This is a genomic window from Vibrio sp. TBV020 (assembly GCF_046056895.1).
Taxonomy (GTDB): domain Bacteria; phylum Pseudomonadota; class Gammaproteobacteria; order Enterobacterales; family Vibrionaceae; genus Vibrio.
In genome coordinates this window covers 2,982,377-3,008,779 of sequence record NZ_JBEEAQ010000003.1, presented here as the reverse complement: position 1 = coordinate 3,008,779, position 26,403 = coordinate 2,982,377, and the positions used below count along the sequence as shown (strand labels likewise).

The 26,403-nt window shown below is 44.7% G+C and carries 27 protein-coding genes and 1 other RNA gene; 18 read left to right on the top strand and 10 right to left on the bottom strand.

Annotated elements, in window-relative coordinates; all coding sequences use genetic code 11:
* Positions 1–164 precede the first annotated feature (164 nt).
* Positions 165–1,889, top strand: coding sequence for an acetolactate synthase 3 large subunit (locus tag AAFX28_RS21745; RefSeq protein WP_408690628.1), 1,725 nt, complete (start codon positions 165–167; stop codon positions 1,887–1,889).
* Between the two features lies 1 nt (position 1,890).
* Positions 1,891–2,385 carry an acetolactate synthase small subunit gene (gene ilvN / locus AAFX28_RS21740; protein WP_408690627.1) on the top strand — a complete coding sequence of 165 codons (495 nt, stop codon included), beginning with the start codon at positions 1,891–1,893 and terminating at the stop codon, positions 2,383–2,385.
* Between the two features lie 62 nt (positions 2,386–2,447).
* Here ilvN and serA read toward each other — a convergent pair whose 3' ends face one another.
* From serA to AAFX28_RS21715, 5 genes are all read right to left on the bottom strand, one after another.
* Positions 2,448–3,677 carry a phosphoglycerate dehydrogenase gene (gene serA / locus AAFX28_RS21735; protein WP_408690626.1) on the bottom strand — a complete coding sequence of 410 codons (1,230 nt, stop codon included), beginning with the start codon at positions 3,675–3,677 and terminating at the stop codon, positions 2,448–2,450.
* 270 nt (positions 3,678–3,947) lie between these two features.
* A complete protein-coding gene (rpiA, locus tag AAFX28_RS21730) occupies positions 3,948–4,604 on the bottom strand; it encodes a ribose-5-phosphate isomerase RpiA (protein WP_408690625.1) in 657 nt (218 codons plus the stop codon).
* Positions 4,605–4,695: 91 nt separating this feature from the next.
* The gene (locus AAFX28_RS21725) at positions 4,696–5,280 is read right to left on the bottom strand and encodes a 5-formyltetrahydrofolate cyclo-ligase (RefSeq protein ID WP_408690624.1); all 585 of its coding nucleotides are present in this window, start codon (positions 5,278–5,280) and stop codon (positions 4,696–4,698) included.
* 33 nt (positions 5,281–5,313) lie between these two features.
* Positions 5,314–5,497: non-coding RNA, 6S RNA (gene ssrS, locus AAFX28_RS21720), on the bottom strand.
* A 20-nt stretch (positions 5,498–5,517) separates the two neighbouring features.
* Positions 5,518–5,826 (bottom strand): cell division protein ZapA, encoded by a 309-nt coding sequence (locus tag AAFX28_RS21715; RefSeq protein WP_408690623.1) that lies wholly within the window; start codon positions 5,824–5,826, stop codon positions 5,518–5,520.
* Positions 5,827–6,063: 237 nt separating this feature from the next.
* On the opposite strand from AAFX28_RS21715, the gene AAFX28_RS21710 reads away from it, so the two are divergent.
* From AAFX28_RS21710 to AAFX28_RS21700, 3 genes are read left to right on the top strand one after another with little or no spacing between them, the layout of a single operon-like run.
* Complete coding sequence (locus AAFX28_RS21710; protein WP_408690622.1) at positions 6,064–6,639, top strand: YecA family protein; 576 nt, start codon at positions 6,064–6,066, stop codon at positions 6,637–6,639.
* A 14-nt stretch (positions 6,640–6,653) separates the two neighbouring features.
* The gene (ubiH, locus tag AAFX28_RS21705; RefSeq protein ID WP_408690621.1) at positions 6,654–7,832 is read left to right on the top strand and encodes a 2-octaprenyl-6-methoxyphenyl hydroxylase; all 1,179 of its coding nucleotides are present in this window, start codon (positions 6,654–6,656) and stop codon (positions 7,830–7,832) included.
* Between the two features lie 25 nt (positions 7,833–7,857).
* Positions 7,858–9,081, top strand: coding sequence for an FAD-dependent 2-octaprenylphenol hydroxylase (locus AAFX28_RS21700; RefSeq protein ID WP_408690620.1), 1,224 nt, complete (start codon positions 7,858–7,860; stop codon positions 9,079–9,081).
* 57 nt (positions 9,082–9,138) lie between these two features.
* Here the strand turns inward: AAFX28_RS21700 and AAFX28_RS21695 are convergent, their stop codons facing one another.
* From AAFX28_RS21695 to ygfZ, 3 genes are all read right to left on the bottom strand, one after another.
* Entirely contained in the window at positions 9,139–9,345 is a 207-nt protein-coding gene (locus tag AAFX28_RS21695) for a DUF1107 domain-containing protein (protein ID WP_004415633.1), read from the bottom strand.
* 629 nt (positions 9,346–9,974) lie between these two features.
* Entirely contained in the window at positions 9,975–10,451 is a 477-nt protein-coding gene (locus tag AAFX28_RS21690) for an aminoacyl-tRNA deacylase (RefSeq protein WP_408690619.1), read from the bottom strand.
* Complete coding sequence (gene ygfZ, locus AAFX28_RS21685; RefSeq protein ID WP_408690618.1) at positions 10,444–11,412, bottom strand: tRNA-modifying protein YgfZ; 969 nt, start codon at positions 11,410–11,412, stop codon at positions 10,444–10,446. The genes AAFX28_RS21690 and ygfZ overlap by 8 nt, the downstream gene beginning before the upstream one ends.
* A gap of 201 nt (positions 11,413–11,613) precedes the next feature.
* On the opposite strand from ygfZ, the gene AAFX28_RS21680 reads away from it, so the two are divergent.
* Both AAFX28_RS21680 and AAFX28_RS21675 read left to right on the top strand, forming a co-directional pair.
* Positions 11,614–11,874: a succinate dehydrogenase assembly factor 2 gene (locus tag AAFX28_RS21680; protein ID WP_408690617.1), complete on the top strand. Its 261-nt coding sequence runs from the start codon at positions 11,614–11,616 to the stop codon at positions 11,872–11,874.
* The gene (locus tag AAFX28_RS21675; RefSeq protein ID WP_408690616.1) at positions 11,843–12,241 is read left to right on the top strand and encodes a hypothetical protein; all 399 of its coding nucleotides are present in this window, start codon (positions 11,843–11,845) and stop codon (positions 12,239–12,241) included. Before AAFX28_RS21680 ends, AAFX28_RS21675 begins: the two co-directional genes overlap by 32 nt.
* A gap of 28 nt (positions 12,242–12,269) precedes the next feature.
* Here the strand turns inward: AAFX28_RS21675 and nadB are convergent, their stop codons facing one another.
* Positions 12,270–13,883, bottom strand: a complete 1,614-nt coding sequence (nadB, locus tag AAFX28_RS21670; RefSeq protein ID WP_408690615.1) for an L-aspartate oxidase — start codon at positions 13,881–13,883, stop codon at positions 12,270–12,272.
* Positions 13,884–14,290: 407 nt separating this feature from the next.
* On the opposite strand from nadB, the gene rpoE reads away from it, so the two are divergent.
* The 11 genes from rpoE (at position 14,291) to acpS (ending at position 23,459) form a co-directional block, all read left to right on the top strand.
* A complete protein-coding gene (gene rpoE, locus AAFX28_RS21665) occupies positions 14,291–14,869 on the top strand; it encodes an RNA polymerase sigma factor RpoE (protein ID WP_004415624.1) in 579 nt (192 codons plus the stop codon).
* A gap of 25 nt (positions 14,870–14,894) precedes the next feature.
* Complete coding sequence (locus tag AAFX28_RS21660; protein ID WP_408690614.1) at positions 14,895–15,509, top strand: RseA family anti-sigma factor; 615 nt, start codon at positions 14,895–14,897, stop codon at positions 15,507–15,509.
* On the top strand, positions 15,506–16,471 hold the full coding sequence (rseB, locus tag AAFX28_RS21655) for a sigma-E factor regulatory protein RseB (protein WP_408690613.1): 966 nt from the start codon (positions 15,506–15,508) through the stop codon (positions 16,469–16,471). The genes AAFX28_RS21660 and rseB overlap by 4 nt, the downstream gene beginning before the upstream one ends.
* Entirely contained in the window at positions 16,468–16,938 is a 471-nt protein-coding gene (locus AAFX28_RS21650) for a SoxR reducing system RseC family protein (protein ID WP_408690612.1), read from the top strand. Before rseB ends, AAFX28_RS21650 begins: the two co-directional genes overlap by 4 nt.
* 126 nt (positions 16,939–17,064) lie before the next feature.
* Positions 17,065–18,858 (top strand): translation elongation factor 4, encoded by a 1,794-nt coding sequence (lepA, locus tag AAFX28_RS21645; RefSeq protein WP_408690611.1) that lies wholly within the window; start codon positions 17,065–17,067, stop codon positions 18,856–18,858.
* Between the two features lie 104 nt (positions 18,859–18,962).
* Positions 18,963–19,859, top strand: coding sequence for a signal peptidase I (lepB, locus tag AAFX28_RS21640; protein WP_408690610.1), 897 nt, complete (start codon positions 18,963–18,965; stop codon positions 19,857–19,859).
* Between the two features lie 20 nt (positions 19,860–19,879).
* Entirely contained in the window at positions 19,880–20,557 is a 678-nt protein-coding gene (gene rnc / locus AAFX28_RS21635; RefSeq protein WP_004415613.1) for a ribonuclease III, read from the top strand.
* Complete coding sequence (gene era, locus AAFX28_RS21630; RefSeq protein WP_408690609.1) at positions 20,550–21,527, top strand: GTPase Era; 978 nt, start codon at positions 20,550–20,552, stop codon at positions 21,525–21,527. Before rnc ends, era begins: the two co-directional genes overlap by 8 nt.
* A 92-nt stretch (positions 21,528–21,619) precedes the next feature.
* Positions 21,620–22,345, top strand: a complete 726-nt coding sequence (recO, locus tag AAFX28_RS21625; RefSeq protein ID WP_408690924.1) for a DNA repair protein RecO — start codon at positions 21,620–21,622, stop codon at positions 22,343–22,345.
* Complete coding sequence (gene pdxJ / locus AAFX28_RS21620) at positions 22,342–23,073, top strand: pyridoxine 5'-phosphate synthase (protein ID WP_408690608.1); 732 nt, start codon at positions 22,342–22,344, stop codon at positions 23,071–23,073. Before recO ends, pdxJ begins: the two co-directional genes overlap by 4 nt.
* Positions 23,074–23,078: 5 nt before the next feature.
* Positions 23,079–23,459: a holo-ACP synthase gene (gene acpS, locus AAFX28_RS21615; protein WP_408690607.1), complete on the top strand. Its 381-nt coding sequence runs from the start codon at positions 23,079–23,081 to the stop codon at positions 23,457–23,459.
* 41 nt (positions 23,460–23,500) lie between these two features.
* Here the strand turns inward: acpS and barA are convergent, their stop codons facing one another.
* Positions 23,501–26,290 (bottom strand): two-component sensor histidine kinase BarA, encoded by a 2,790-nt coding sequence (gene barA, locus AAFX28_RS21610; protein WP_408690606.1) that lies wholly within the window; start codon positions 26,288–26,290, stop codon positions 23,501–23,503.
* Positions 26,291–26,403 lie beyond the last annotated feature (113 nt).

The following is a 26,403-nucleotide window of genomic DNA, read 5'->3' as shown; positions in this document are numbered from 1 at the left end:
AAAACGTTACATTTGTTGCGTGAACTTGTTTGATTTTAACTTCAGGCAAGACATAGCCGAAAAAGTGGAAGTATTTCGATTAGGCTACGAATAAGACCTAGACTATGTAAAACCAGTCCACAGTGTTGACCTTACGCTTTGGTAAACTGGTTAAGGAGAAAAGTATGGCAGCAATGTTGTCCGGTGCAGAGATGGTGGTTCAATCTCTGATCGAAGAAGGCGTTGAACAGATCTTTGGTTACCCAGGTGGCTCTGTTCTCGATATCTATGATGCACTTCATGCAAAAACAGACCAAATTAAACATGTACTGGTTCGTCATGAACAAGCAGCAACGCATATGGCTGATGGCTATGCGCGTGCTACCGGTAACCCCGGCGTAGTACTTGTCTGTTCTGGCCCAGGCGCAACCAATACCATCACGGGTATTGCGACAGCGTACATGGACTCTATCCCTATGATCGTAATTTCAGGTAACGTTCCAAATAATATGATTGGTAACGATGCCTTCCAAGAGTGTGACATTGTGGGTGTATCTCGCCCCGTGGTAAAACACAGTTTCTTGGTGAAGAAAGCAGAAGATATTGCAGAAACCGTAAAGAAAGCCTTCTATATTGCGACAACAGGCCGACCAGGCCCGGTTCTTATCGACTTACCTAAAGACGTGATGAACCCGCAAATCAAATTGCCTTATGAGTATCCTGAGTCCATTTCGATGCGCTCTTACAAACCAACGACAACGGGTCATAAAGGGCAGATCAAGAAAGGTCTTAAAACGCTTCTTGAAGCGAAAAAGCCCGTTCTTTATGTCGGTGGTGGTGCGGTGATCTCTGAAGCCGAAGAGCATCTTACTAAATTGGCAGAAGCACTTAACCTACCTGTTGTTAGCACGCTAATGGGTCTTGGCGCGTTCCCGGGCATGCACAAAAATGCTCTGGGTATGTTAGGGATGCATGGTGTATATGAAGCCAATATGGCAATGCACAATGCTGATCTTATCTTTGGTGTTGGCGTTCGCTTTGATGATCGAACAACTAACAACTTAGAAAAATACTGCCCGAATGCGAAGGTAATGCACATTGACATTGATCCTTCATCGATCTCTAAAAACGTCAAAGCAGACGTACCTATTGTTGGTTCAGCAGAAAAGGTTTTAGAGGCAATGGTGAGCTTGCTAGAAGAGCAGGGCAGTACCAATGATCAAGAAGCGTTAAATCGCTGGTGGGACGAGATCCAGGTATGGCGTGATCGTAAGTGCTTGTCTTATGAAACCTCTCCTGAGCGAATCAAGCCTCAGCAAGTTATTGAAACATTACATAAGCTCACTGGTGGTGATGCGTATGTCGCATCAGATGTTGGTCAGCACCAAATGTTTGCCGCATTATACTACCCGTTCAACAAGCCACGTCGTTGGATTAACTCTGGTGGTTTAGGCACGATGGGATTTGGCCTACCTGCGGGTATGGGGGTTAAATTTGCCAAGCCTGATGAAGAAGTAGTTGTTGTAACAGGTGATGGTAGTATCCAGATGAATATTCAGGAGCTATCAACGGCGATGCAATATGATATCCCAGTGAAAATCATCAACTTGAACAACCGTTTCCTAGGTATGGTAAAACAGTGGCAAGACATTATTTACCAAGGCCGCCATTCAAACTCTTACATGAGTTCTGTTCCCGATTTTGCAGCTATCGCTGAAGCGTATGGTCATGTCGGTCTCCGCATTGAATCTCCAGATCAACTTGAGTCTGGTCTAAAACAAGCGCTCGATATGAAAGATCGCTTAGTGTTTGTTGATATCAATGTAGACGAAACCGAGCACGTATACCCTATGCAAATCAAAGGCGAAGGTATGGACAATATGTGGCTAAGCAAAACGGAGAGAACTTAATATGAGACACATTATTTCACTACTAATGGAAAACCAACCAGGTGCGTTGTCTCGTGTTGTTGGTCTGTTTTCTCAGCGCGCGTACAACATTGAGTCATTAACGGTTTCTCCGACAGATGATGAGACACTCTCTCGTTTGAATATCACAACGATTTCAGATGATATGGAGCTTGAGCAGATTCAGAAGCAGCTAAATAAGTTGATCGATGTACTCAAGGTTCAAGAAGTATCAGAGCTTGAACATATCGAGCGTGAGCTGATGATGGTAAAAGTGAAAGCAAGTGGATTTTCACGTGCCGAAGTTAAGCGTACCGCAGATATCTTCCGTGGCCAGATTGTGGATGTGACCGCTTCTCAATACACGGTGCAACTAGCGGGAACCAGTGAAAAGCTCGATGCCTTCATTCAAGCGTTATCTGAAGTGACAGAAGTTTTAGAAGTAGCGCGAAGTGGTGTCGTTGGCATTGCACGTGGTGAGCGAGCTTTAAAAGCTTAATATCTAGCTTCAATAAAAAACCACCGGTAAATCGGTGGTTTTTTGTATCTGGCAATTAGTGATTAGTGCAGGATACGCGCACGAATCGTACCTTCGATACTTTTCAGTTTTGCTAAGGCTTCTTCTGAGCGTTCTGTCTCAACGTCAATGACCACGTAACCAAAGTCAGCGGCTGTTTGTAGGTACTGACCTGCGATGTTAATCCCTTCTTCCGCGAAGATGGTGTTGATTTGCGTCAGTATACCTGGACGGTTTTGGTGAATGTGCAGTAGGCGTGAACAATCACGGTGCTCAGGTAGTGATACCTCAGGGAAGTTCACACTTGAAAGCGTAGAACCGTTATCTGAGTATTTCGCCAGTTTACCAGCAACTTCTACACCGATGTTTTCTTGCGCTTCTTGTGTTGAACCACCTACGTGCGGCGTCAAGATAACGTTATCGAATTTCTGTAGTGGAGACTCAAATGGGTCAGCGTTGGTCTTTGGCTCTGTTGGGAACACGTCGATAGCAGCGCCAGCGATGTGGCCTGCTTCTAGGCTATGACATAGTGCTTCAATATCTACAACAGTGCCACGCGCGGCGTTGATAAAGATTGAACCAGGCTTCATGCGAGCAAACTCTTCTGCGCCCATCATGTTTTTGGTTTCTGGGGTTTCAGGCACATGTAGCGTAATCACATCACACTTATTAAGCAGTTCGCTCATAGTATGAATTTGCGTTGCATTACCTAGCGACAACTTGTTTTCGATATCGTAGAAGTAAACACGCATACCAAGGTTTTCAGCAATAATACCCAGCTGAGTACCAATGTGACCGTAACCGATAATACCTAAACGCTTACCACGAGCTTCGTATGAGTTGTCAGCGCTCTTCTTCCAAATACCACGATGTGCAAGAGCATTCTTCTCAGGTATACCACGTAGAAGCAGAAGAAGTTGACCAAGGACTAGTTCAGCTACACTTCGAGTATTGGAGAATGGTGCGTTAAACACTGGAATACCACGAGCGGCCGCAGCATTAAGATCAACTTGGTTGGTACCGATACAGAAACAGCCGATCGCAACCAGTTTTTCCGCTGCAGCGATAACTTCTTTAGAAAGGTTAGTACGTGATCGAATACCGATGAAGTGAACATCCTTCACAGCTTCTAGTAGCTCTTCTTCTGGCAGTGAGCCTTTGTGATATTCAATGTTGGTATAACCAGCTGCTTGAAGTACTTCTACAGAAGATGGGTGTAGACCTTCGAGCAGGAGGATCTTAATTTTTTCTTTTTCCAGTGAAACTTTGGCCATTATCTTCGTCCTTAAAGTGGGGAAATTGGGGCTTAACTGGCGCACAAAGTATGTAATGTAGTAAAAGCAAACGTTTTGTTACCTTACAAGGTGACGCAAACGTTTTCCTTGTGCGTCTTCTGCTCACTAAGTTAACAAAAAAAATACAGTTTGGGTAAGAAAATTACGGAATAAGGAATAATTAATAAAGGAATAAACAGCAAAACGGCACCAATAGGTGCCGTCTGTAATGAAATAACAAGATTCGCGACTCTATCGCGTTGATTGTTATTACTCTTCGATTTTTGCGCCTTCAGGAGTACCTGTGATCACAACATCAGCACCACGGTGTGCAAATAGACCAACAGTCACAACACCAGGTAGAGCATTAATCTTGTCTTCTAGTTCTTTAGGGTTTGTGATTTTTAGACCGTAAACATCTAAGATCACATTACCGTTATCCGTTGTTACGCCTTCACGGTAAGCAGGGTCACCACCCAGTTTAACAAGCTCACGTCCAACGTAAGAGCGAGCCATTGGAATGACTTCGACTGGCAGTGGGAACTCACCTAAAACGTCAACGGCTTTAGTATTATCAACGATACAGATAAATTTATCTGAAATTGCAGCAACGATCTTTTCACGAGTTAAAGCAGCACCGCCACCTTTAATCATTTCACGATCTGCATTGATTTCATCAGCGCCATCAACATAGATGTCTAGACCAGCAACTTCGTTACAATCAAATACTTCGATTTCTAGTTCTTTTAAACGCTCAGTAGACGCTACTGAACTTGAAACCGCACCTTTGATTTCCTCTTTCATTGTGCCTAATGCATCGATGAAGTGATTCACAGTCGAACCTGTGCCTACACCAACAATACTGCCTTTTTCGACATACTTAAGTGCAGCCCAGCCAGCTTCTTTCTTCATTTCATCTTGAGTCATGCTCATCTCCTAAAAGAGGTTGTATTAACGTTTGCGCGGCGATTATAGCCTTATACGTAGCATACTTGAAGCGATGAGTAAGTGTAGATTCTTACCATTGCCAAATCTTGGTTGGAGTCACAATTTTAGGCAGTGGAACATCCCAAGACTCAATAGGTAGTGCTTCGACATGCTGACAATCATGAGCAAGACCAATAGGTTTAGGGCCTTGACCAGTATTAAACCATGGCGCCAATGTACGATCGTAGTAACCGCCCCCCATGCCTAGCCGATGACCTGATGAATCAAACCCGACTAGAGGCGTGCAAATAATATCGAGCGATTGAGCTGGGATGATCTTAGTTTGATCGAGCTTAGGTTCTGCGATTTGGTACTTATTTAGCACCATTGGTGAATCTGGCGTGTAGTGAAGAAAGAGTAAGTGTCCTTTCGAGAAAGGATGAATCACTGGCAAATAAACGTGTTTACCGCTTTGCCAGAGCTTTTCGATGAGTGGCGCAGTGTCTACCTCTCCATCTGCAGACAAGTAAAGTGCGATGTGCTGAGCAGATAGGACTTCAGGTAAGCGAAAGAATTGTTGGCAAAGGTCGAATCCAGCTTGGCGCTGAAAATCATCGCTTAGTTGTTGACGTTGTTGGCGGATTAATTGACGAAAATCTTGTCGGGAAAGCGTCATGATATTACCCATAGTTATGGGGTAATTAAAGGAGGATACCCCAGAGTGCCGTTGGAGATTTTTGACCCATGAACCAGCTGGTTCAGGGCGGATCAGCAATGGTTACCGTAGGCTTCTCGGTGCATGCCGAGCTTGCTCAATAGCAACCAAGTACTAACCCTTAAGGATTGCTTATCGGCTCAGGGACGTAATCCCCTAACGAACACTCCAGGGTAAATTCTTGTTTTGCGGTAAAGGCTATTGCTGTCCTGGCTTAACTTTACTAATTGCACTGTCTAATGATGCTGAGAGCTGTTCCATTCGCTCATGAAGTGCATTTTGCTCTTGCTTTAAATCGCCGTCACGAGTTTCAAGCTCATGACAAAAGTTTAAGGCAACAAAAGTTAATAGCTGAACTTCATTAGTAATCTTAGTCTTTTCTGCCATTTCTTTCAGGCGGCTATCTAGACGTAGGGCGGCATTAATCAAAGACTCTTCTTGTCCTGCTGGGCAGTTTACTCGAGTTAGTTTGCCTAAGATTTCAACTTCTACCGCTTGATTACTCATATCGACTCTATTATCTGTTGTCTAAGGTGATAAAGCAGACAATCACCGAGGGAGAAACTATAGAAAAACGCCCATTAAGATTCAAGCTTTTCCAGAATCTGTGATGAAAATCAGCGCACAATGACACAGTAATTGGGCAATTTGAGTAAAAGCTACCCACAATTGCGTAATCGTTCGTTTTCGCGTGCTTTGGTAAGTGATACGATTGAGCTTATTTATTTCAATTGGGTCATTCTTATGAGCGACAAACAACTTCCTGATTATCTGACATTTGCGAGCGAATTACAGTCTGCCGGTTTAGCGGTAAATCCAGCTGAACTGCATGGCTTACTAACCGGTATGCTCAGTGGCGGTCTAAGTTTGACGGACAAGAGCTGGCAGCCAATGGTTTTTGACTATGTCAGTGAAGGTATGGGGTGGCCAACAAAATCGCTCAAGCTGGCAGAATCAGCGCTTGATGCAACGATTAGTGAACTGACAGGCTCTGGAATGGACCTTGAAATACTCCTCCCTGATGAAGAAGCGAGTGCATCTCTGTTTGATATCGCTGATGGTTTGGCTGAGTGGGTAAATCACTTTATTTCTGGTTTGGGTCTGGTGAATGCAGAGCTTAAGAAAGCATCAAGTGATGTTAAAGAAGCGCTCGCTGATCTCGAAGAAATTTCTAAGCTCGGAATTGATGAAGACGATGACTTAGAAGAGCAAGCGCAACTTCTTGAGCAAGTGATTGAACACGTGAAAGCATGTGTGTTGACGATTCACGCTGAGTTTGGTCAACGCCCGACGCAACAAGCTGCACCAACTATTCATTAAGTAGGTACGTTCTCATGAAGCAGTTTGATGTGGTTATCGCTGGTGGTGCTATGGCGGGAATGACCTTAGCACTAGCGATTAATAAGTTGTCCTCACAGCCATTGTCTATTGCAGTGATAGAACCGTTTCCGGTTGATCATCAAGCTCACCCTGGGTTTGATTCTCGCTCAATCGCGCTTTCTTATGGAACGGTGAATATTCTTAAACAGTTTGAACTTTGGGAAGAGATCGCGCCCGTAGCAACTCCGATTACACACATTCATGTCTCAGATCGTTCTCATGCGGGAATGACAGATATTACAACGGACGAGCTGTCTGTTGATGCGTTGGGGTATGTGGTTGAGCTAGCGGATGTTGGTCGTATTTATCATCATCAAATTGAGCAAGATGAGCACATTGAACTGATTCATGCTTCCGTGCAACAAGTTACCCGTCAGCAAGGTAACGTGAGCTTGGCATTAAGCGACAACCAAATGGTGGAAGGTAAGCTATTGGTTGCTGCTGATGGTGCGATCTCAACCTGTTGTCAGCAAGTCGGTTTACCTCTTTCTGAACATGACTTTGACCAAGTGGCGGTTATCGCCAACATTACGACTCAGCAAGCTCATGAAGGACGAGCATTCGAGCGATTCACAGAGTCAGGACCAGTTGCGTTACTACCTATGTCTGAAGGACGTATGTCACTAGTATGGTGCCTAAGGCCAGATGCTGCCGACAAGGTGATGAACTATAGTGATGAAGAATTCTTATCTGAATTGCAAGAGAGCTTCGGTTGGCGTTTAGGCGTACTAGAAAAAGTTGGGCAACGTGCGAGTTACCCTCTATTACTGCGTTATCGAGAACAGAACGTGTCGCATCGATTTGCGATTGTGGGCAATGCCGCTCAGACGCTTCATCCGATTGCGGGTCAAGGTTTTAACTTGGGTATACGTGATGTCGCAACGTTGGCTGAAAGCATTGCACAAAATGGGGAAGACGACCCAGGTCAATATCGTGTACTTAAGCAATTTAAGTTGGCGCGTGCAGACGATCGTCATGCAACTATTTCGATGACTTCGTCGTTGGTACATATCTTTTCTAATGATTATTTGTCGATGCGTATCGGCCGTAATGTGGGGCTGTTTGCCATGGATAATCTTGCACCGTTAAAAGCCCCATTACTCCAAAGAACTTTAGGTTTGGTGGCTCGATAAGCCAGCAACAAGGACAATTAAAAATATGATGCAAAGTGTAGATATCGCAATTGTTGGCGGTGGCATGGTCGGCTTAGCACTGGCTGCTGCTTTTAAAGAGACAGATTTACGTATTGCGGTAATTGAAAGCCAAGAGCCTGAAAGTGACCTAAATGCATTGCCGGATGTTCGAGTGTCTGCATTGAGCCGCTCTAGCGAATCTATCTTGCGCAACTTAGGCGCGTGGCAAGGCATTATGCAGCGCAGAGCTGCTCCTTATCGTGCTATGGAAGTTTGGGAGCAAGATAGCTTCGCGCGTATTGAGTTTGAGGCTCAGAAGCTTGCTCAGCCAGATCTTGGGCATATTGTAGAGAACCGTGTGATTCAATTAGCACTACTGGAGCAAGTAAAACAGCAAAGCAATGTGTCGCTGTTTATGCCTTCAAGATGTGCCTCGATGGCGGTTGGAGAAAGCGAAGCTTGGTTGACTTTAGATAGTGGACAGGCTTTGACTGCGAAATTGGTCGTCGGTGCTGATGGCGCCAACTCTTGGGTCAGAAAACAACAAGATATTCCATTAACGCATTGGGATTATGGGCACAGTGCGATTGTCGCTAATGTTCGCACTAAAGAAGTGCATGAACGTATTGCTCGTCAAACTTTTACTCCACAAGGTCCGTTAGCCTTTTTACCGCTGGGTGAAGACAACTTAAGTTCGATTGTTTGGTCAACTGAACCAAACCGAGCGGAGCGTCTTGTAGAGATGTCGAAGAGCGAATTCAACAAAGCGTTGACGACAGAGTTTGATAACCGTTTGGGGTTATGTGAAGTGGAGGGTGAGCGTTTCGCATTTCCACTTAAGATGCGTTATGCACGTGACTTTGTGACTGATCGTGTCGCATTGGTTGGCGACGCGGCTCATACCATCCACCCGTTAGCAGGACAGGGCGTAAATCTAGGGCTACTTGATGCAGCAAGTTTAGCGCAAGAAGTGATTGAGCTTTGGCAAAATGGCGAAGATTTTGGCACTAAGCGTAATCTACGCAGTTATGAGCGCTGGCGTAAGGCAGAGGCTGCGAAAATGATTGCAGCAATGCAAGGTTTCAAAGATCTGTTTGAAGGTAGCAACCCGGCGAAGAAACTAATTCGTGGTATTGGCATGAAGCTAGTTGGGCAATTGCCGGGGGCGAAAGATGAGATAATGAAACGAGCACTTGGCCTTTCGGGGAACTTACCGAAGCTTGCTCAGCGAGCTGTTTTAAAATCGTAAATTACTCTTCGATAGATACTAAAAGGGTTGGCAATTGCCAACCCTTTTTAATTCGTTCTATGCGTAAGCGCAACGCAGTTTCATGACTTCTTTATTAATTTCCTTAACTGCTTTGAAGTGACGCGTTTCAGCTCTTTCCGGTAAAATCAGTTTACCGTTATCGAATTCAAACTTCCCTACGCCATAAATGTAAATTCTTCCCTTGAATAGCCGACTAATGTGTTTAGCAATCATACCTGGTGTATAGCGCTTAAACAGTCTCATACATTTGTCCTTATGTTTAGCAAGCACTGCAAATTATACGAATTATCCACCTGAAATTATGTGATTATGGTGGTGGAATATGCAGTAGAAACTGAATAATTGGATATTTGTGTTGCTGTAGGCAAATCTACGGATAAATATCCATTTTATTGTGATGATTACCCCATTTATGTTCTGGTGATTGAACCCGTTGGGGTGAACGAGCGTTATTAAGCCTTATCTGTGTGACAGATACTTTAAAGAATAGTTTAACTTTTTTGTTAGATGTGATTTTTCGGTGAGTTTTTTCCAAAAAAAAAGCCCGCTCATTGGGCGGGCGAATAGTCACAGATGCATTACACAAAAAGTGGATGTCCTGAAACAATCAGTGGATTCACTTTTTTGTTGGAGAAGGGTTACACATCACTTAAGAGTCACATACCAACTCTTCTAAGCGAGTGCCAAACAAAACCAAAAGGTTCTGCTCGAACTTTAACCAACAAGTTCAGCATACTTCAAAAATACACTTGTGACTACTTATGCTTTAAATTTGAATAATAATTTAATTGGTTAATGTTGCTTGATGCGGAAATGATCAAAGTTTCATGCAAGATTATGCAAATTTGAGAAAGAGGAGCTAGCTCAAAAGTTTAATCACGACAGATGGAGGCGATCTTTGGTTGGCATAACTGGATCAAGTCATCGCAAGCCAATGCAATGCCAGCCATGTTAGAGCCACTACTAATCGTGACTTCTGGTTCATTTAAGATCTGTTGATCAAAAATGATCTCCATTTGTGTGCGCAGCAGTAACGGAACCACAGTGCCTATTTGATACCCCGTCAGACTAGCGACTTGCTCCATAGATACGCAGGTCATACGTCTCCAGTTAAGTAATGCGCGGACTTTTTTCGGATCTACAGATTGATTACCTGGTGCGCAGGCAATGGCGTAGCGATTGCTCATATCTCTAAGCACAATACATTTGACCATCTGTTCTGGGCGAATGCCGCGCTGAGCTGCGGCATCTTCGATGGTTGTCGCTGGTGTTTGATGCGGAAGCAGGCGAAAGGTCACCTGTTCAGCATCTAAATATTGGGTAATATGGGTGGAAAATGAATTACTCATCGTCTTGTAAAGAGTATGGTAATTGTGTGATAGCCCAAGTGTGTTCAGGTTGTGCTTTTAAGCGCAGTTGAACATCATCATCTAAGTTGTTTGGTAGCACAACTAACGCTAAGGCTACGTTATCTGTAAAACGGTAACTCGCAAGTAACTTACCTGCAGCACGCCAGTTTTCACCAACGGCACGTTCTAATTCTGCATTTTTTTCAATATCACTATCAGCGGTACCTTGAACAATAAACAGCGCACGCTTGTTCATACCACGATACTTTGCACGAGCAACGGTTTCTTGACCTGTATAGCAACCCTTAGTAAAGCTAATACCGTCAACTGCTTGGACGTTAATCGCTTGAGGGATATGCTCATTTTGCTGTTCGGCGTTAAGTAGAGGAGTCGCTGCTTTGATGTCATGCAGAGTCCATAACTCTTCAGACACTTTAGTCGCATTACTTGAAGAGATGATTTGCTCAGCGTTTTGCTCTGACACTAATAGTAACCAACGCTGGTCATCAATCTTAACTGCGCTCCCACCTTCAATAGTACGGACATCACCTGTATCGCTTGAAAGCGTATCAACAAACGCGTTTGCATTGTTGCCCATGACCCCTAAAGCGATATCGTTGCTTTTCGACATTTCGACTTTGGAAAAAATGGCATATTTCTTTAGCTCTGCAAGTTCTTTCTCGATAACAGATTTAGGCTGGAACATCGCGTAGCCACCATTATGGTGAAATAGGCGAAATACACTCCAAACTTTACCTTTGGCATCGCAGTGGGCACCAAATGTGGATGCTTGCTCACTCAGTGTCACCACATCACAAGTTACTTGGCCTTGTAGATATGACTTTTTATCGTCACCCGCCATTACGATTGCGCCCCAAGAAGTGAGTGGTGCAATTGCTAACTCAGGTGCTTTGTCAGTTGATGCTAAATGTAAAGGAGCAAAGTCTTTTTGCCAGTCCATGATCGTTACCTAATAGAATCTGAATAGACGTATGTTATCGCCTAATCCTATCGATAAACAACCTTTAGAGTTATGTGTCATTAAATCCCTTAATATCAGGGAAAATGTTGACCTTGCTCGGGAGTGTGACTGGCGTACTAGTTGCAAACCAATTTGCTTGTTACACTCGGCCAAAATCAACCGATTAGGTGAGGAATTAGAATGTATACCGCAGAAGAAAAAGCGCGTATCAAATGGGCGTGTCGTCGTGGAATGCTAGAACTCGACGTTGTAATCATGCCATTTTTTGAAGAGTGTTTTGAAAGCCTTAAAGATAATGAGCAACGAGACTTTGTGTCACTACTAGAGTGTGATGACCCAGACTTGTTTACGTGGATCATGGGCCATGGCCGTAGTGAGAACCTAGGTCACGCATCTATGGTTGATAAGATTGTCGCTCACAACCTCAGTAAAGTGCGTTAGGCTTTTCCTAACTCGCTCTTACCTTTCTTTACTGGCCAATTACTTCATTCTTATATTGGCCAGTTCATACGTTATCCTATCTGATTTGCCGCTTCTTGCTCTCTTCCCCATCATTTATCTATTAGTTAAGCTAACCCAAACAGAAGGGTTTCTCATACCGCCATTACTGGGGGATGTGACGTTCCGCTCCGCTAAAGAGTACCAGTTAAATGGCTCGACCATCGCGATTAAACAGGTTGTGTTTGCTGTTTTACCCTTAGGCTTGCTCATTATTCATGAAGATAACCGCAGAGTATTCTTGTGGCGTGATAGCGTTAACGATAAGCAGTATCGAGATTTAGTGGTGATGTTAAAAAGGGAGCACTAGGCCCCCTTTAGACGTACAGAACTGAACGCTATTTTAGTTTTTCTGGGACTAAAATAGTTGGATGACTTTCTTCGGCTAATTCCGGATAGTCGAGAGTATAATGAAGACCACGGCTCTCTTTTCTTTCCATCGCACAACGAACCATTAGTTCAGCTACCTGAAGTAAGTTACGCAACTCCAATAGATTGTTGGATACTTTAAAGTTGCTGTAATACTCCAGCGTCTCTTGCTGTAATAATTGGATTCGGCGCAGTGCACGTTCTAAGCGGCGATCCGTTCGCACAATTCCCATGTAGTCCCACATAAATAGACGCAATTCATGCCAGTTATGCTGAATGACGACTTCTTCGTCGGAGCAACTTACTTGGCTTTCGTCCCAAGCTGGTAGTGCTGGTGGTAAGGTCGCATTATCAAGGTTGGCGATAATGTCATTGGCAGCAGCCCAAGCATAAACAACGCACTCAAGGAGTGAATTTGACGCCATGCGGTTAGCACCATGCAATCCGGTGTAGCTCACTTCACCAATGGCATAGAGTTGAGATAAATCCGTTTGGCCTGTTTTATCGACCATGACACCACCACAGGTGTAGTGCGCCGCTGGGACAACAGGAATCGGCTCTTTAGTCATATCAATACCAAGATCGAGCAAACGAGTATTGATGGTCGGGAAGTGTTTCTCGATGAAGTCTGCCGGTTTGTGACTGATATCTAGGTACATGCAGTCTGCACCAAGGCGCTTCATCTCGAAGTCGATGGCGCGCGCAACGACATCGCGGGGAGCAAGTTCTTCACGCTCATCAAAGTCAGGCATAAATCGTGTACCGTCAGGACGACGAAGATAAGCGCCTTCTCCACGTAAAGCTTCCGTCAATAGGAAGTTTCGTGCTTCTGGGTGATACAGACAGGTTGGGTGGAACTGGTTGAACTCTAAGTTGGCAACACGACAGCCTGCGCGCCATGCCATAGCGATACCATCACCAGATGAGACATCAGGGTTTGAGGTGTATTGATACACCTTAGATGCACCGCCAGTAGCGAGAACAACATATTTTGCTCTTACTGTCTCAACGTTTTCATCATTGCGGTTCCAAATATAGGCACCAACAATCTTATTGCTATCGCCACCCACCTTATCTTCGGTGATAAGGTCAAGAGCATTATGGCGCTCCAGTACCGTGATATTAGGGTGATTGTGAACGTTATCTTGTAGCGATGTTTGCATGGCCATGCCGGTAGCATCTGCAGCATGGAGAATACGGCGGTGGCTATGTCCCCCTTCGCGTGTGAGATGATAACGAGGTGCTTCATCGCTATCATTTTCTTCACGGTCGAAAGGTACACCGCCATCGATTAACCACTGAACGCACTCTTTAGCGTTCTTGGCAATAAATTCAACGGTGTCTTGTTCACACAGGCCAGCACCAGCAATCAGGGTATCTTCTACATGAGACTCGATACTGTCTGACTCATCAAATACTGCTGCTATACCACCTTGTGCGTAGTAGGTTGCCCCTTCACTACGTGGTCCTTTGCTTAGTACGATGACTTTGCCGTGTTCTGCTACACGTAACGCTAACGATAGACCAGCTGCGCCACTACCCACCACTAACACATCACATTGATGTTCACGGTTTGCGTTCATAAAACTTTTAAATTCCCGAGTTAATTTGTACCACTGGCGGCTTACATCGTAAGAAACTCACCAGAGGCCACTGAGCGATCCCGCTCATAAATCTGTCATTGATTGAACAATGCGACTCTGAATATAAGAGAGTCAATCCACTATAGTACCATTGAGCGAGTTGCTTTGCATTGAGTGCAATTCTTCGTAAAGGGCATTGCTTTTCTTTACTCTCATCCTCACAATCTGAGCAAGAGGTAGATTTGACGCTTCATTGTGTAAAATAGTTTGAAGAAAGTTTGAACTTATATTTATTTACTAGGTCACAATAGTGCTCAAGTAAGCAGTGGTGTCAATACTACATTTTGCATAATTAATGCTCATGTCTGATAAGGCAAGGGCTAATAACAATAGGAGTACCCGCTCGAATGAACGAGCAGCTGACCGATCAAGTATTAATTGAGCGAGTTCAGAATGGGGATAAGCAAGCATTCAACTTATTGGTGACAAAGTACCAGAACAAAGTCTGCAACCTTATTTCTCGCTATGTGAATAATCCTGGTGATGTTCCCGATGTAGCGCAAGAAGCATTTATTAAGGCGTACCGAGCGATTCCAAGCTTTCGTGGTGAAAGTGCCTTCTATACTTGGTTATATCGGATTGCCGTTAATACTGCAAAAAACCATCTTGTGGCTCAAGGGCGTAGGCCGCCGGCACAAGATGTGGATACTGAAGATGCTGAATATTACGAAACGGGTAGTGCATTAAAAGAAATATCGAACCCTGAGAACTTAACGTTGTCCAACGAATTGAAACGTGTTGTTTTCAGTGCGATTGAAGCACTGCCTGATGACTTAAAAACCGCAATGACGTTGCGTGAGCTTGATGGCTTAAGCTACGAGGAAATTGCAGCGGTTATGGATTGCCCTGTAGGAACGGTACGTTCGCGTATCTTCCGAGCTCGTGAAGCGGTTGAGAAAAAGATCCAACCCCTTTTGCAACGCTAGACCAGTAACATTAATGGTGAAAATAATGGCTGACAAAGAGAAACTTTCAGCACTCATGGATGGAGAGTTGGTTGATAAAGCTCTGATTACAGAATTAGAGCAAGACCAAGAAAGCCTACAATCATGGCAAAACTACCATTTGATTGGTGATGTTATGCGTGGTGAGGCTCCGGAGAAACCGGAGTGGAATATTGCTGAAAGCGTAGCGTTAGCGCTCGAAGATGAGCCTGCGCACTCCACAGTAACTCAGTTAGAACAACATCGTCGTGTTGAGTCTCAACCAACACCGTCTCAAGCTCGTAAGCAAATGCCTGCGTGGTTGAGTCAGTTTGGTCAAGTCGCAATGGCTGCGTGTGTTTCATTGGCTGTGATCTTAGGTGTGCAACAGTATGGCGGCAGTGATCCAAGTGCGCCAGAAGCCGAGACGCTTCCAGTTTTACAGACGATTCCATTTTCTGGCAGCGCCGAGCCAGTTAGCTTAACGCGTTCTTCTGTTGAGCCGCAAAGCGCTAACGAAGTCAACGTTCAAGAACAACGTCGTCGTATAAATGCGATGCTGCGAGACTACGAATTACAACTACGCTTAAATAGTGATAATACTATTGAGCATAGCGATAATCCTGAAACGGTAGTTGAATGAAGAAATTTCTGATCAGTGCGCTGACACTGTTCAGTTTGAACACACCATTGGCCTTTGCAGAAGACAACGCTGCAGAGGCTTTGTTGTATCAAATGAACGAGGCAAGTCAGCATCTTAACTATGAACTGTCTTACATACTGATAAAGAAAAACAGTATCGAACCTTTGCTGTACCGCCATGCAGTATCTGATGATAAACAGCTCGCACACCTAGTGTACTTGAGTGGGCCAGTTCGTGAAGTGATTCGCCGAGGTGATGAGATAAGCTACCTTGAACCTGGTGTTGAACCTTTCACTATTGAATCTGGCAACATGGTTGCACCTACCATTCCGATGCTTAACTCCGACGTGAGTCAATTAAAAGAGTTTTACGACTTTGTTCAAGTTGGTCGTGCTCGTGAGGCCGGAGTTGCCTGTCAGGTTTTGAGAGTTGTACCAAAAGATGGTCAGCGTTATTCCTATGTCTTGTGGGTTGATGAAAACAGTAAACTGCCACTGCGTGCGGACTTGGTTGATCGTGATGGTGAAGTGTTAGAGCAATATCGAACCATCTCTTACAATGTGAATGAAAAAATTGAGCAGGCTTTGAGTGGTCTAAACCAAGCAAAACTGCCAGAAGTGCTCTCATTACCTAAAGGGCAAATCGAAAATGCACATTGGACGGTTTCGTGGGTTCCAAATGGTTTTGAGCCAAAAGAGCTCAATCGCTACCGTATGAATGACACCGAGCGTATGGTTGAAAGTCAGATGTATAGCGATGGCTTGTTTAGCTTCTCAGTCTATATCTCTCAAAGCGATAACTTGTCGTTAAAAGGCCAGTTGGTTCGTCAAGGGCGCCGAACCTTACATAGCTTTGTTCGGGGGGAGCATGAAATCTCTGTGATTGGTGATGTACCACCTGCGACAGCGAAACGTATTGCTCAATCTGTAAAATTTGCCAACTCTGCGAGTGATTCACAATGATGACCGCATTGGCAACAGTTGCTCACGTTAAACCTCTTTCAAAGGGGTTTGACGTTGAGTTAGCGTGCGAACAGCAAACCAGTTGCAGTAGCTGTTCTTCGCAAAAAAGTTGTGGAACGGGCATTGTTTCTAAAGCTGTTGGCAATAAGTCTCTGAGTTGGCACTTAAAGACGAACAAGTCAGTTAAACCAGGTCAGGTGGTCGAAATTGGCCTACCAGAAAAGAGCATTTTACAATCTGCGGCGGTTGTTTATCTTGTGCCACTTTTTGCTATGATCCTCGGGGCTTTCATTGCTCATTGGTGGATTGCGCCGCTTTTGGCAGCAGGAGAAGGCATCGTAATTCTATCTTCTGCCCTCGCAACGGCTGCGGGCATTTATCTCGCCAAGCGATTATCTGCACGATTAGAGCAGCAATCTTCTCAGCAAGTCATATTATTAAGGATATTGGGCGAACCAATTAGCTAGTGCGAAGCGGCTAGAAATTGGGTAGAATCTGCCAACTTGATTGAAATGCCGTCGCTCAGTGTATTGAACCAGAGCGAATAAACGGCTTTCTTGTCCCTATTTATAAGAGTTTAGTCACACCAAATCATGAAGCACATTCGTAACTTTTCGATTATCGCCCACATCGACCATGGTAAGTCGACCCTATCAGACCGTTTGATCCAAGTATGTGGTGGATTGAGCGACCGTGAAATGGCCGCACAGGTTTTAGACTCCATGGATCTAGAGCGTGAGCGTGGTATCACAATCAAATCACAGAGTGTGACGCTTAACTACACAGCAAAAGATGGTGAAACTTACCAACTAAACTTCATCGATACCCCAGGACACGTTGACTTCGCATACGAAGTTTCTCGTTCTCTAGCGGCGTGTGAAGGTGCTTTGCTTGTAGTCGATGCCGGCCAAGGTGTAGAGGCTCAAACTCTTGCTAACTGTTACACAGCAATCGAAATGGACCTAGAGGTTGTGCCAATCCTAAACAAGATTGACCTTCCTGCTGCGGATCCTGAGCGTGTATCAGAAGAAATTGAAGAAATCGTTGGTATCGATGCGATGGAAGCGACTCGTTGTAGTGCGAAGACAGGTATCGGTGTTGATGACGTTCTAGAAAACATTGTTTCTGCGATTCCAGCACCTGAAGGTGATCCAGAAGCGCCGCTACAAGCATTGATCATTGACTCATGGTTCGATAACTACTTGGGTGTTGTTTCTCTAGTTCGAATCAAGAACGGTGTTCTTAAGAAGAACGACAAGATCAAAGTAATGAGCACTGGTCAGGTTTGGGGTGTTGACCGTCTTGGTATCTTTACACCGAAGCAAGTCGATACAGATATTCTGCGTACTGGTGAAGTAGGCTGGGTTGTTTGTGGTATTAAAGACATTCTAGGGGCACCTGTAGGTGATACGCTAACACTGGCTAAAAACGGCAGCGAAGTTGCTCTACCAGGCTTTAAGAAAGTAAAACCTCAGGTATATGCAGGTCTATTCCCAGTATCTTCTGACGATTACGAAAGCTTCCGTGATGCACTAGGTAAACTAAGCCTGAATGACGCATCGCTATTCTACGAGCCAGAAAACTCAGCAGCGCTTGGTTTTGGTTTCCGTTGTGGCTTCCTTGGTATGCTGCACATGGAGATCATTCAAGAGCGTCTAGAGCGTGAGTACGATCTAGACCTGATCACAACAGCACCAACGGTAGTGTACGAAGTTGAAGAAACTAACGGTAACACACTGTACGTTGATAGCCCGGCTAAACTGCCAGCGGTTAATGACATCGAAGAAATTCGTGAGCCAATTGCTCGTTGTAACATCCTTGTGCCATCAGATTACTTAGGTAACGTAATCACACTATGTGTTGAGAAGCGTGGTGTTCAGGTTGATATGGTTTACCACGGTAACCAAGTTGCAGTGACTTACGATATTCCTATGGCAGAAGTAGTTCTAGATTTCTTCGACCGCCTGAAGTCTACGTCACGTGGTTACGCATCTCTTGACTACAACTTCCAGCGCTTTGAAGCATCGAACATGGTTCGTGTTGATGTACTTCTTAACGGTGATACGGTTGATGCCCTAGCGATGATTACGCACAAAGATCAGTCGCAAACTCGTGGCCGTCAGCTAGTAGAGAAGATGAAAGAGTTCATCCCACGTCAGATGTTTGATATTGCTATTCAGGCAGCGATCGGTAACCACATCATCGCACGTTCAACAGTGAAACAGCTGCGTAAGAACGTAATCGCGAAGTGTTACGGTGGTGACGTGAGTCGTAAGAAGAAGCTACTGAAGAAGCAGAAAGAAGGTAAGAAACGTATGAAGCAGATTGGTAACGTAGAGCTGCCTCAAGAAGCGTTCTTAGCTATCTTACACGTAGGTAAAGATTAGAGTTGAACCACTCTGATTCTGGTCTGTCATAAGACGTTAGATAATAAAACAAGTGAAAGGGTTTCGGCTCTTTCACTTTCGTATTTTTGAGATAAGGGAAGTCAATGGCGAATACATTTTCACTCATCCTTGTGATTGTTACTTTGGTAACGGGTATTGTTTGGGTGCTAGAAAAGTTGGTTTTTGCAAAGAAACGCCAAGAAAAATTGGCGGAAGTCGAAGCGCAAACCAATGGTTTAGATGCCGCTGTTCTTGAAAAAGTGAAGACTCAACCGTGGTGGATTGAAAATAGTGTCTCTATTTTCCCGGTGATCGCGGCTGTACTCGTATTGCGCTCTTTTATCTACGAACCGTTTCAGATTCCGTCTGGTTCTATGATGCCAACGCTGCTGGTCGGTGACTTCATCTTGGTAGAGAAGTACGCTTATGGCCTGAAAGACCCAGTGTGGCGTACGCAGCTGGTTGAAACAGGTAAACCTGAACGTGGTGATACCGTGGTATTTAAATACCCACCTCAGCCAAGCATCGATTACATCAAACGTGTGGTTGGTCTACCGGGTGATACGGTTCGCTATAACAGCAAAAAAGAAATCTGCATTCAGTCTGCTGGTGAAAACGTATGTAAACCAGTGAAACTATCGAATGTAGAAGAAAGCCAGTTTATCCAAAATGGTATCCCACTGATTCAGTTGGATGAGCAATTAAGTGAAACTGGACACCAAATCTTGGTAAACCCGCTACGTCGTGACCGTGTTGAGTTGTATCAACCGCGCAATGGCGTTAATGAGTGGGTTGTACCAGAAGGTCAGTACTTTGTGATGGGCGATAACCGTGACAATAGCGCTGACAGTCGCTACTGGGGCTTTGTTCCGGAAGCAAACCTTGTAGGTAAGGCAGTCGCTATTTGGGTTAGCTTCGAGTTTGAGCGTAGCGAAGATAGCGTATTACCTTCATGGATTCCAACTGGTGTGCGTTTTAACCGCATCGGTGGTATTCACTAATCAATCTATATCGAGAGAGCATGAATTCTCCTACACCAAAACTAGAGAAGAAGCTCGGCTATCAGTTCAATGATGCTGAGCTAATCAGTTTAGCGCTGACACACCGCAGCGCTAATGGAAAACATAACGAGCGTCTTGAGTTTCTGGGCGATTCAATTTTAAGTTTTGTCATTGCTGATGATCTTTATCACCGTTTCCCTAAGGTTAACGAAGGGGACATGAGCCGTATGCGTGCGACACTTGTTCGTGGTAATACGCTCGCTGAACTAGGTCGTGAATTCGAACTAGGAGATCACTTAAAATTAGGTCCAGGTGAATTAAAAAGTGGCGGTTTCCGTCGTGATTCAATTCTTGCCGACGCTGTGGAAGCCATCATTGGCGCTATCTACCTAGACAGCGACATTGAAGTAGTTCGTGGCATTATTCTTAGCTGGTACAAGACGCGCCTTGATGCAATCAAGCCGGGTGTATCGCAAAAAGATCCGAAGACTCGCCTTCAAGAGTTCCTTCAAGGTCGAAGAAAGCCACTACCTGCTTACACAGTGACTAATATTAAAGGTGAAGCACACAACCAAGAATTTACGGTTTCGTGCGAAGTGGCAGGTATTGGACAGCCTGTTATTGGTAAAGGCACCAGCCGCCGCAAGGCAGAACAAGCGGCTGCTGAATTAGCACTAGAGCAATTAACCAATGACTGATTCAACGGATAACAACGAATTTGATATTGATGCGTTTTTCTCATCAGGCGGCGAGCAAGCTACCTCACCAGAAAATCAGCATTGTGGTTTTGTCGCGATCGTTGGTCGCCCTAATGTAGGTAAATCGACCCTTCTAAACCGTATTTTGGGTCAGAAGATTTCGATTACTTCACGTAAGCCTCAAACAACTCGTCACCGCATTATGGGTGTTGATACTGAAGGCGATTACCAAGCGATTTTTGTCGATACTCCTGGTCTTCACATCGAAGAGAAGCGTGCGATTAACCGTCTGATGAACCGTGCAGCAAACTCATCTTTGAGTGATGTGAACCTTGTGTTCTTCTTAGTGGATGGTACACACTGGACCGCCGATGATGAGATGGTTCTGACTAAACTGCAGAAATCGAACTTCCCAGTGGTATTGTGTGTCAACAAGGTTGATAACGTACAAGATCGCAATGAAGTCATGCTTCACATGATGGATATGTCGAAGAAGATGGAATTCGTTGATGTTGTGCCAATCTCAGCGAAACACGGTAAGAATATTGATGTACTACGTAAACATGTACGTGAGCACTTACCTAAAGCGACGCATCACTTCCCAGAAGAGTACGTGACTGACCGTTCTCAGCGTTTTATGGCGTCAGAGATCGTACGTGAAAAGCTAATGCGTTTCACTGGTGAAGAATTGCCATACTCAGTAACGGTTGAGATCGAGCGTTTCGATTACAACCCTGAAACCGATGGTTTCCACATCAATGCCCTGATTCTTGTTGAACGTAATGGTCAGAAGAAGATGGTTATTGGTAAGGGCGGCGAAAAGATCAAGACGATTGGTCGTGAAGCGCGCCTAGATATGGAAGAGCTGTTTGGCCGCAAGGTTTACTTAGAAACTTGGGTTAAAGTGAAATCTGGTTGGGCAGACGATGAGCGTGCACTACGCTCTCTTGGCTATATCGACGATCTATAAGGTTTGCGAGGCTGGCGCTTCGCTCCGAATAAGACGAAATAAGGAGCCCTGTGGCTCCTTATTTTTTATGTAACATTAGTTTGGCAATCTCTATGTCCTCTGAAGGCTTACAGCGTTGTTTTGTTTTACACCGACGCCCTTACAGCGAATCGAGTTTAATTCTCGATGTGTTTAGTGAGGAGTATGGTCGTATTACCTTGATGTCAAAAGGTGCGCGGAGCAAACGCTCGAACTTGAAAGGTGCGCTTCAACCCTTTACCCCTCTATTGCTGAAATGGTCGGGTAACGGCTCGATGAAAACGCTGCGCCAAGCAGAACCGATCAGCTTGGGTTTGCCATTGACCGGCATAAACCTTTACTCGGGGATGTACGTCAATGAGTTAATTGGCCGTGTATTGATGGCGGAAGTCGCAATGCCTGCTCTGTTTCATGACTATTTGCACGCTCTAACTGAGTTAGCTCAGGCTGATAATCCAGAACCTGCACTAAGGCGGTTTGAGCTAGCATTGTTATCTGCCATGGGATATGGAGTGGATTTTTTACATTGTGCTGGCAGTGGAGAACCTATCGATCCCGGAATGACTTATCGTTATCGCGAACAGAAAGGCTTTATTGCGTCAGTACGTCATGACAATTTAACTTTTAAAGGCGATGAACTGATTGCCATCAGTGAACGTAGATTTACCACAAAAGAACAACTGAAAGCGGCAAAACGCTTTACACGTATAGCATTAAAGCCGTATCTTGGCGGCAAACCATTAAAAAGCAGGGAATTGTTTATGTCGATGATTCCCCGAGCACGGAGTATTGGAAAATGAGCTCAATCTACCTAGGTGTAAATATCGACCACATTGCAACGCTACGTAACGCGCGTGGTACTAAGTATCCTGATCCTGTACATGCAGCAGAAATTGCTGAGCGAGCAGGTGCCGACGGTATTACAATTCACCTGCGTGAAGACCGTCGCCATATTGTTGATCGTGATGTTCGTATCCTACGTGAGACGCTACAAACACGTATGAACCTAGAAATGGCGGTTACGGACGAGATGGTAGAGATTGCGCTGAAGACGAAACCAGAATACGTATGTCTTGTGCCAGAAAAACGTGAAGAACTGACTACAGAAGGCGGCCTTGATGTTGCTGGCCACTTAGAAAAGGTTAAAGCAGCGACTCAAACACTAACTGAAGCAGGCATCAAAGTATCGCTATTCATTGATGCAGACCGTGAGCAAATTGACGCAGTAAAAGCGTGTGGTGCACCATTTATTGAGCTGCACACAGGTCACTATGCAGACGCTGAAACTGAAGAAGATCAGCAAGACGAGCTGAAAAAGATTGCGGCTGGTGCAAGTTACGCTGCTGACCTTGGTATTACGGTTAACGCAGGTCACGGCCTGACTTACCACAACGTAGCACCAATCGCTGCCATTCCAGAAATTTTTGAATTAAACATTGGTCACTCGATCATTGGTCGTGCAGTGTTTGATGGCTTACATAAAGCGGTTGCTGATATGAAGGCCATCATGGTTGAAGCTCGTAAATAACTGTTATGGCAATTGTCGGTTTAGGAACAGACATAGCTGAGATTGAGCGAGTCGAAAAAGCGCTCGCTCGATCTGGTGAAGCATTTGCAAAGCGTATTTTGACCGACGTCGAATTTGAGATTTTTTCGGGGTTAAAGCAACAAGGGCGTTTTTTAGCTAAACGTTTTGCCGCGAAAGAGGCAGCTTCTAAAGCTTTGGGTACTGGTATTGCGCTGGGTGTCACCTTCCACGATTTTACCATTGTTAATGATGATCTTGGTGCACCAAAGTTGAGCTTGTCTAAAAAAGCATTGGAGATTGCTGAGCAAAGAGGGGTGACGAGTATTCACCTTTCTATTTCCGATGAGCGGCATTACGCAATGGCAACAGTGATATTAGAAAAATAGCGACTCGAGGTCGCTATTTTTTTGTCGGCAGTTAGCGCGTTTTAGCTGTTCAAATAGGGTTGTGCACTCGCGACTACTTTCTCCATTTCATCTTGAAGTTCGAAAAGCTCTGGTTCTATATCTTCAATACTCGAACCTGAACGCAATTCTTTTTCAATCGTTGCACAGACACTCTTCAGACGCGGGACACCGCAGTATGAACTGCTGCCGTGAAGTTTGTGAACATGGTGAATGAGTTGCTGGGTATCAAAGTGGTCATCCTCAAGGGCGCCTTCTACAATCGCATTCACCTCTGGAATATAGTCGACTAGCATTTGCAGCATATCTTGTGCGAGATCTTCTTTGTTGGCTGACTGCTTTAAGGCTGCTTGCCAATCGATGATCATATTGCTGTGACTATCTTGGCTGACAGCTTCCTCTTGATGTTCAATAACCGTAGGCGTACTCGATAGATCAAGTTTTTCAAGATCCTTTTCACTGGTATGAGGATTCCAGTGCATTAATACTTGCTGAAGTACGTGCTCTTCAATCGGTTTAGTGAGGTAGTCATCCATACCCGCAGCAAGTAGACGGTCACGTTCACCGCTCATTGCATGGGCCGTCACTGCAATCACTGGTGTCGCACTATTGAGCTCAGTCTGTTTGATCTTGCTACACGCTGTTACCCCATCCATATGAGGCATTTGAATATCCATTAGAATGATATCGAAATGCTGAACCTCAGCTTGTTTCACCGCATCAAGGCCATTGGTACAAGTGACAACTTTCTCAACTCGTTCGTGAAGAAGTGCGCTGATAAGTTTTAGGTTGGCTGGGTTATCATCGACCGCCATAACGGTTAATGGCAGTGTCTCATTGTGTTCACTTGGGCTTTCTAACAGTGGAGTGCTTTCTTGGTTAGCGGCAAGTGTTTGAAGCAGCTTTCTGCGTGATAGCGGCTTGGTAATACAGTGAATGTGATATTTCTGTATTAGATGGTCTGACAATGCAAGGGTTGTACTTGGTGTACCAACAACAACATGAGAAGCACAGCGCATAGCATGCTCAACCCATACTTGAACCGTTTCAATATCGTTTTCTTTATTCGGAGATAGGTTAAGTAGAACGTAGTCGTAGCTTTCCGACTCGTCAGGTAGAGACGAACGATACGTAACGATAAGGCCTTCTTGTACCAGTGTTTGTTGAATCACAGATGCAGCTTGCATGTTTGGCTCAACCAGAAGCAGAGAACGCTGCTGTAGAACTTGTGTCTCAATTAGATCGCTTACTGGCATATCAGTCGAGGATAGACGCAGAGTAAACCAGAACGTCGAGCCTTGGTGTAGTCGACTCGTCAGACTGATCTCACCACCCATCTGGCTGACCAGTTTCTGGGTGATAACCAAACCAAGACCGGTGCCACCGTAGCGGCGAGAAATACTTGCATCTGCTTGGCTAAATGCTTGGAATAGTTGAGACTGCTGACGTTCTGAAATACCGATACCTGTATCTCGCACCATGAATTGCAGTTCGACTGAATCTTCTTTTTGTGAACGAAGCTCAACACTAATATCGATATTGCCGCGTTCTGTAAATTTAATCGAGTTGCCTACTAAGTTGGTCAATACTTGCTGTATACGTAATGGGTCACCGACCAGTCCAGCAGGGATCTTCGGATCAATCTTAAGGGTTAATTCAAGCCCTTTTTCGTGTGCGCTGGTGGCTTGAAGGCTGACAACTTCTTCTAGCGAAGCTTGGAAATCAAACGGGATATTTTCTAGTGCTAGCTTACCTGCCTCAAGCTTAGAGAAGTCGAGAATGTCGTTGATGATATTCAGTAAGTTATTGGCTGAATTCTCAATCGTTTGCAGATAGTCGGTTTGGCTGTTGGTCAATGTAGTTTTGAGCATCTGACGGGTGAAGCCAATCACACCATTCAACGGAGTACGTAGCTCATGAGACATATTGGCTAAGAACTCAGACTTAACTCGAGCAGCCTCTTGAGCGCGTTTTTTCGCAATATCGAGCTCGACGTTTTGAATCTCTAGCTGTTCTAAGGTTTCTCGTAAATCAGACGTGGCTTGGTCGATACTATGTTGCATCTCCACATGGTATTCCGACAGGGACACAGCCATCGAGTTGATACCATTTTTCAGTGAGTCGAGCTCACCATGCATCTTGCCTTCAATTCGCACATCTAGGTGGCCACGACGAATTCGGTCTACCATGTTCTTCATATGAGAGATCGGGCGCGTTACGTCATGCATTAAGCGATGGGCAAACACAGCAGATAGCCCCAAACCAATCAGAAGTACAAGGAATGCTGAAAATATCTCTTGGTATTGTTGTAAGCGTAATGATGACAGGTCGAGCTCGATAGCCACATAACCTAGAGCAGGGTTGCTGCTTTGGCCTTTGATAGTCGCAACCAGTCCTGACTCTGCGATGACAGGTGCGCGCAGAATGAGTGTATTTTCTTGCAGTACTGAGCTGACTAATAAAGGAATCGGTTCATTTCTTGGAAAGGTCAGTAGCTCAAAATTAGGGTGGAAGTTCGAGGTAACAAACAGTTCGTGATTGTAGTCAAAGACGGCAATACTGCGCACAAATTTGGAATTCTTGCGGTGCGCATAGCTGATGATGCGACGGACCGATTCTCGGCTATTATTTTTAAGGCCGTCTTCACTGGCTATCGCTAAAGGCTCAATAATATTTAGGCCTGAATTAATCACCTGTTTTTCTAGGTCGTGATAGCGATTGAACGAGAAAAAGGCGCTGAGAAGCAGTCCGATAATTAGTGTTGGCGCTAAGGTAAGTGTAATAACACGGGCACGTAAGCCATATCTTGTCATTATTGTCTAAACATCGTGGTGTGGATATGGGAAAATAACTTCCAAAATAAAAGAAGCCGTCGAAATACTAAGCATAATCAACTCAGTCGGCTCAGACAATGATTCAGGCGTAA

Excerpts from the sequence above, each read along its gene's own strand:
- AAFX28_RS21745 (WP_408690628.1), top strand. The coding sequence starts at position 165 with ATGGCAGCAATGTTGTCCGGTGCAGAGATGGTGGTTCAATCTCTGATC.
- ilvN (WP_408690627.1), top strand. The coding sequence starts at position 1,891 with ATGAGACACATTATTTCACTACTAATGGAAAACCAACCAGGTGCGTTG.
- serA (WP_408690626.1), bottom strand. The coding sequence starts at position 3,677 with ATGGCCAAAGTTTCACTGGAAAAAGAAAAAATTAAGATCCTCCTGCTC.
- rpiA (WP_408690625.1), bottom strand. The coding sequence starts at position 4,604 with ATGACTCAAGATGAAATGAAGAAAGAAGCTGGCTGGGCTGCACTTAAG.
- AAFX28_RS21725 (WP_408690624.1), bottom strand. The coding sequence starts at position 5,280 with ATGACGCTTTCCCGACAAGATTTTCGTCAATTAATCCGCCAACAACGT.
- AAFX28_RS21715 (WP_408690623.1), bottom strand. The coding sequence starts at position 5,826 with ATGAGTAATCAAGCGGTAGAAGTTGAAATCTTAGGCAAACTAACTCGA.
- AAFX28_RS21710 (WP_408690622.1), top strand. The coding sequence starts at position 6,064 with ATGAGCGACAAACAACTTCCTGATTATCTGACATTTGCGAGCGAATTA.
- ubiH (WP_408690621.1), top strand. The coding sequence starts at position 6,654 with ATGAAGCAGTTTGATGTGGTTATCGCTGGTGGTGCTATGGCGGGAATG.
- AAFX28_RS21700 (WP_408690620.1), top strand. The coding sequence starts at position 7,858 with ATGATGCAAAGTGTAGATATCGCAATTGTTGGCGGTGGCATGGTCGGC.
- AAFX28_RS21695 (WP_004415633.1), bottom strand. The coding sequence starts at position 9,345 with ATGAGACTGTTTAAGCGCTATACACCAGGTATGATTGCTAAACACATT.
- AAFX28_RS21690 (WP_408690619.1), bottom strand. The coding sequence starts at position 10,451 with ATGAGTAATTCATTTTCCACCCATATTACCCAATATTTAGATGCTGAA.
- ygfZ (WP_408690618.1), bottom strand. The coding sequence starts at position 11,412 with ATGGACTGGCAAAAAGACTTTGCTCCTTTACATTTAGCATCAACTGAC.
- AAFX28_RS21680 (WP_408690617.1), top strand. The coding sequence starts at position 11,614 with ATGTATACCGCAGAAGAAAAAGCGCGTATCAAATGGGCGTGTCGTCGT.
- nadB (WP_408690615.1), bottom strand. The coding sequence starts at position 13,883 with ATGAACGCAAACCGTGAACATCAATGTGATGTGTTAGTGGTGGGTAGT.
- rpoE (WP_004415624.1), top strand. The coding sequence starts at position 14,291 with ATGAACGAGCAGCTGACCGATCAAGTATTAATTGAGCGAGTTCAGAAT.
- AAFX28_RS21660 (WP_408690614.1), top strand. The coding sequence starts at position 14,895 with ATGGCTGACAAAGAGAAACTTTCAGCACTCATGGATGGAGAGTTGGTT.
- rseB (WP_408690613.1), top strand. The coding sequence starts at position 15,506 with ATGAAGAAATTTCTGATCAGTGCGCTGACACTGTTCAGTTTGAACACA.
- AAFX28_RS21650 (WP_408690612.1), top strand. The coding sequence starts at position 16,468 with ATGATGACCGCATTGGCAACAGTTGCTCACGTTAAACCTCTTTCAAAG.
- lepA (WP_408690611.1), top strand. The coding sequence starts at position 17,065 with ATGAAGCACATTCGTAACTTTTCGATTATCGCCCACATCGACCATGGT.
- lepB (WP_408690610.1), top strand. The coding sequence starts at position 18,963 with ATGGCGAATACATTTTCACTCATCCTTGTGATTGTTACTTTGGTAACG.
- rnc (WP_004415613.1), top strand. The coding sequence starts at position 19,880 with ATGAATTCTCCTACACCAAAACTAGAGAAGAAGCTCGGCTATCAGTTC.
- era (WP_408690609.1), top strand. The coding sequence starts at position 20,550 with ATGACTGATTCAACGGATAACAACGAATTTGATATTGATGCGTTTTTC.
- recO (WP_408690924.1), top strand. The coding sequence starts at position 21,620 with ATGTCCTCTGAAGGCTTACAGCGTTGTTTTGTTTTACACCGACGCCCT.
- pdxJ (WP_408690608.1), top strand. The coding sequence starts at position 22,342 with ATGAGCTCAATCTACCTAGGTGTAAATATCGACCACATTGCAACGCTA.
- acpS (WP_408690607.1), top strand. The coding sequence starts at position 23,079 with ATGGCAATTGTCGGTTTAGGAACAGACATAGCTGAGATTGAGCGAGTC.
- barA (WP_408690606.1), bottom strand. The coding sequence starts at position 26,290 with ATGACAAGATATGGCTTACGTGCCCGTGTTATTACACTTACCTTAGCG.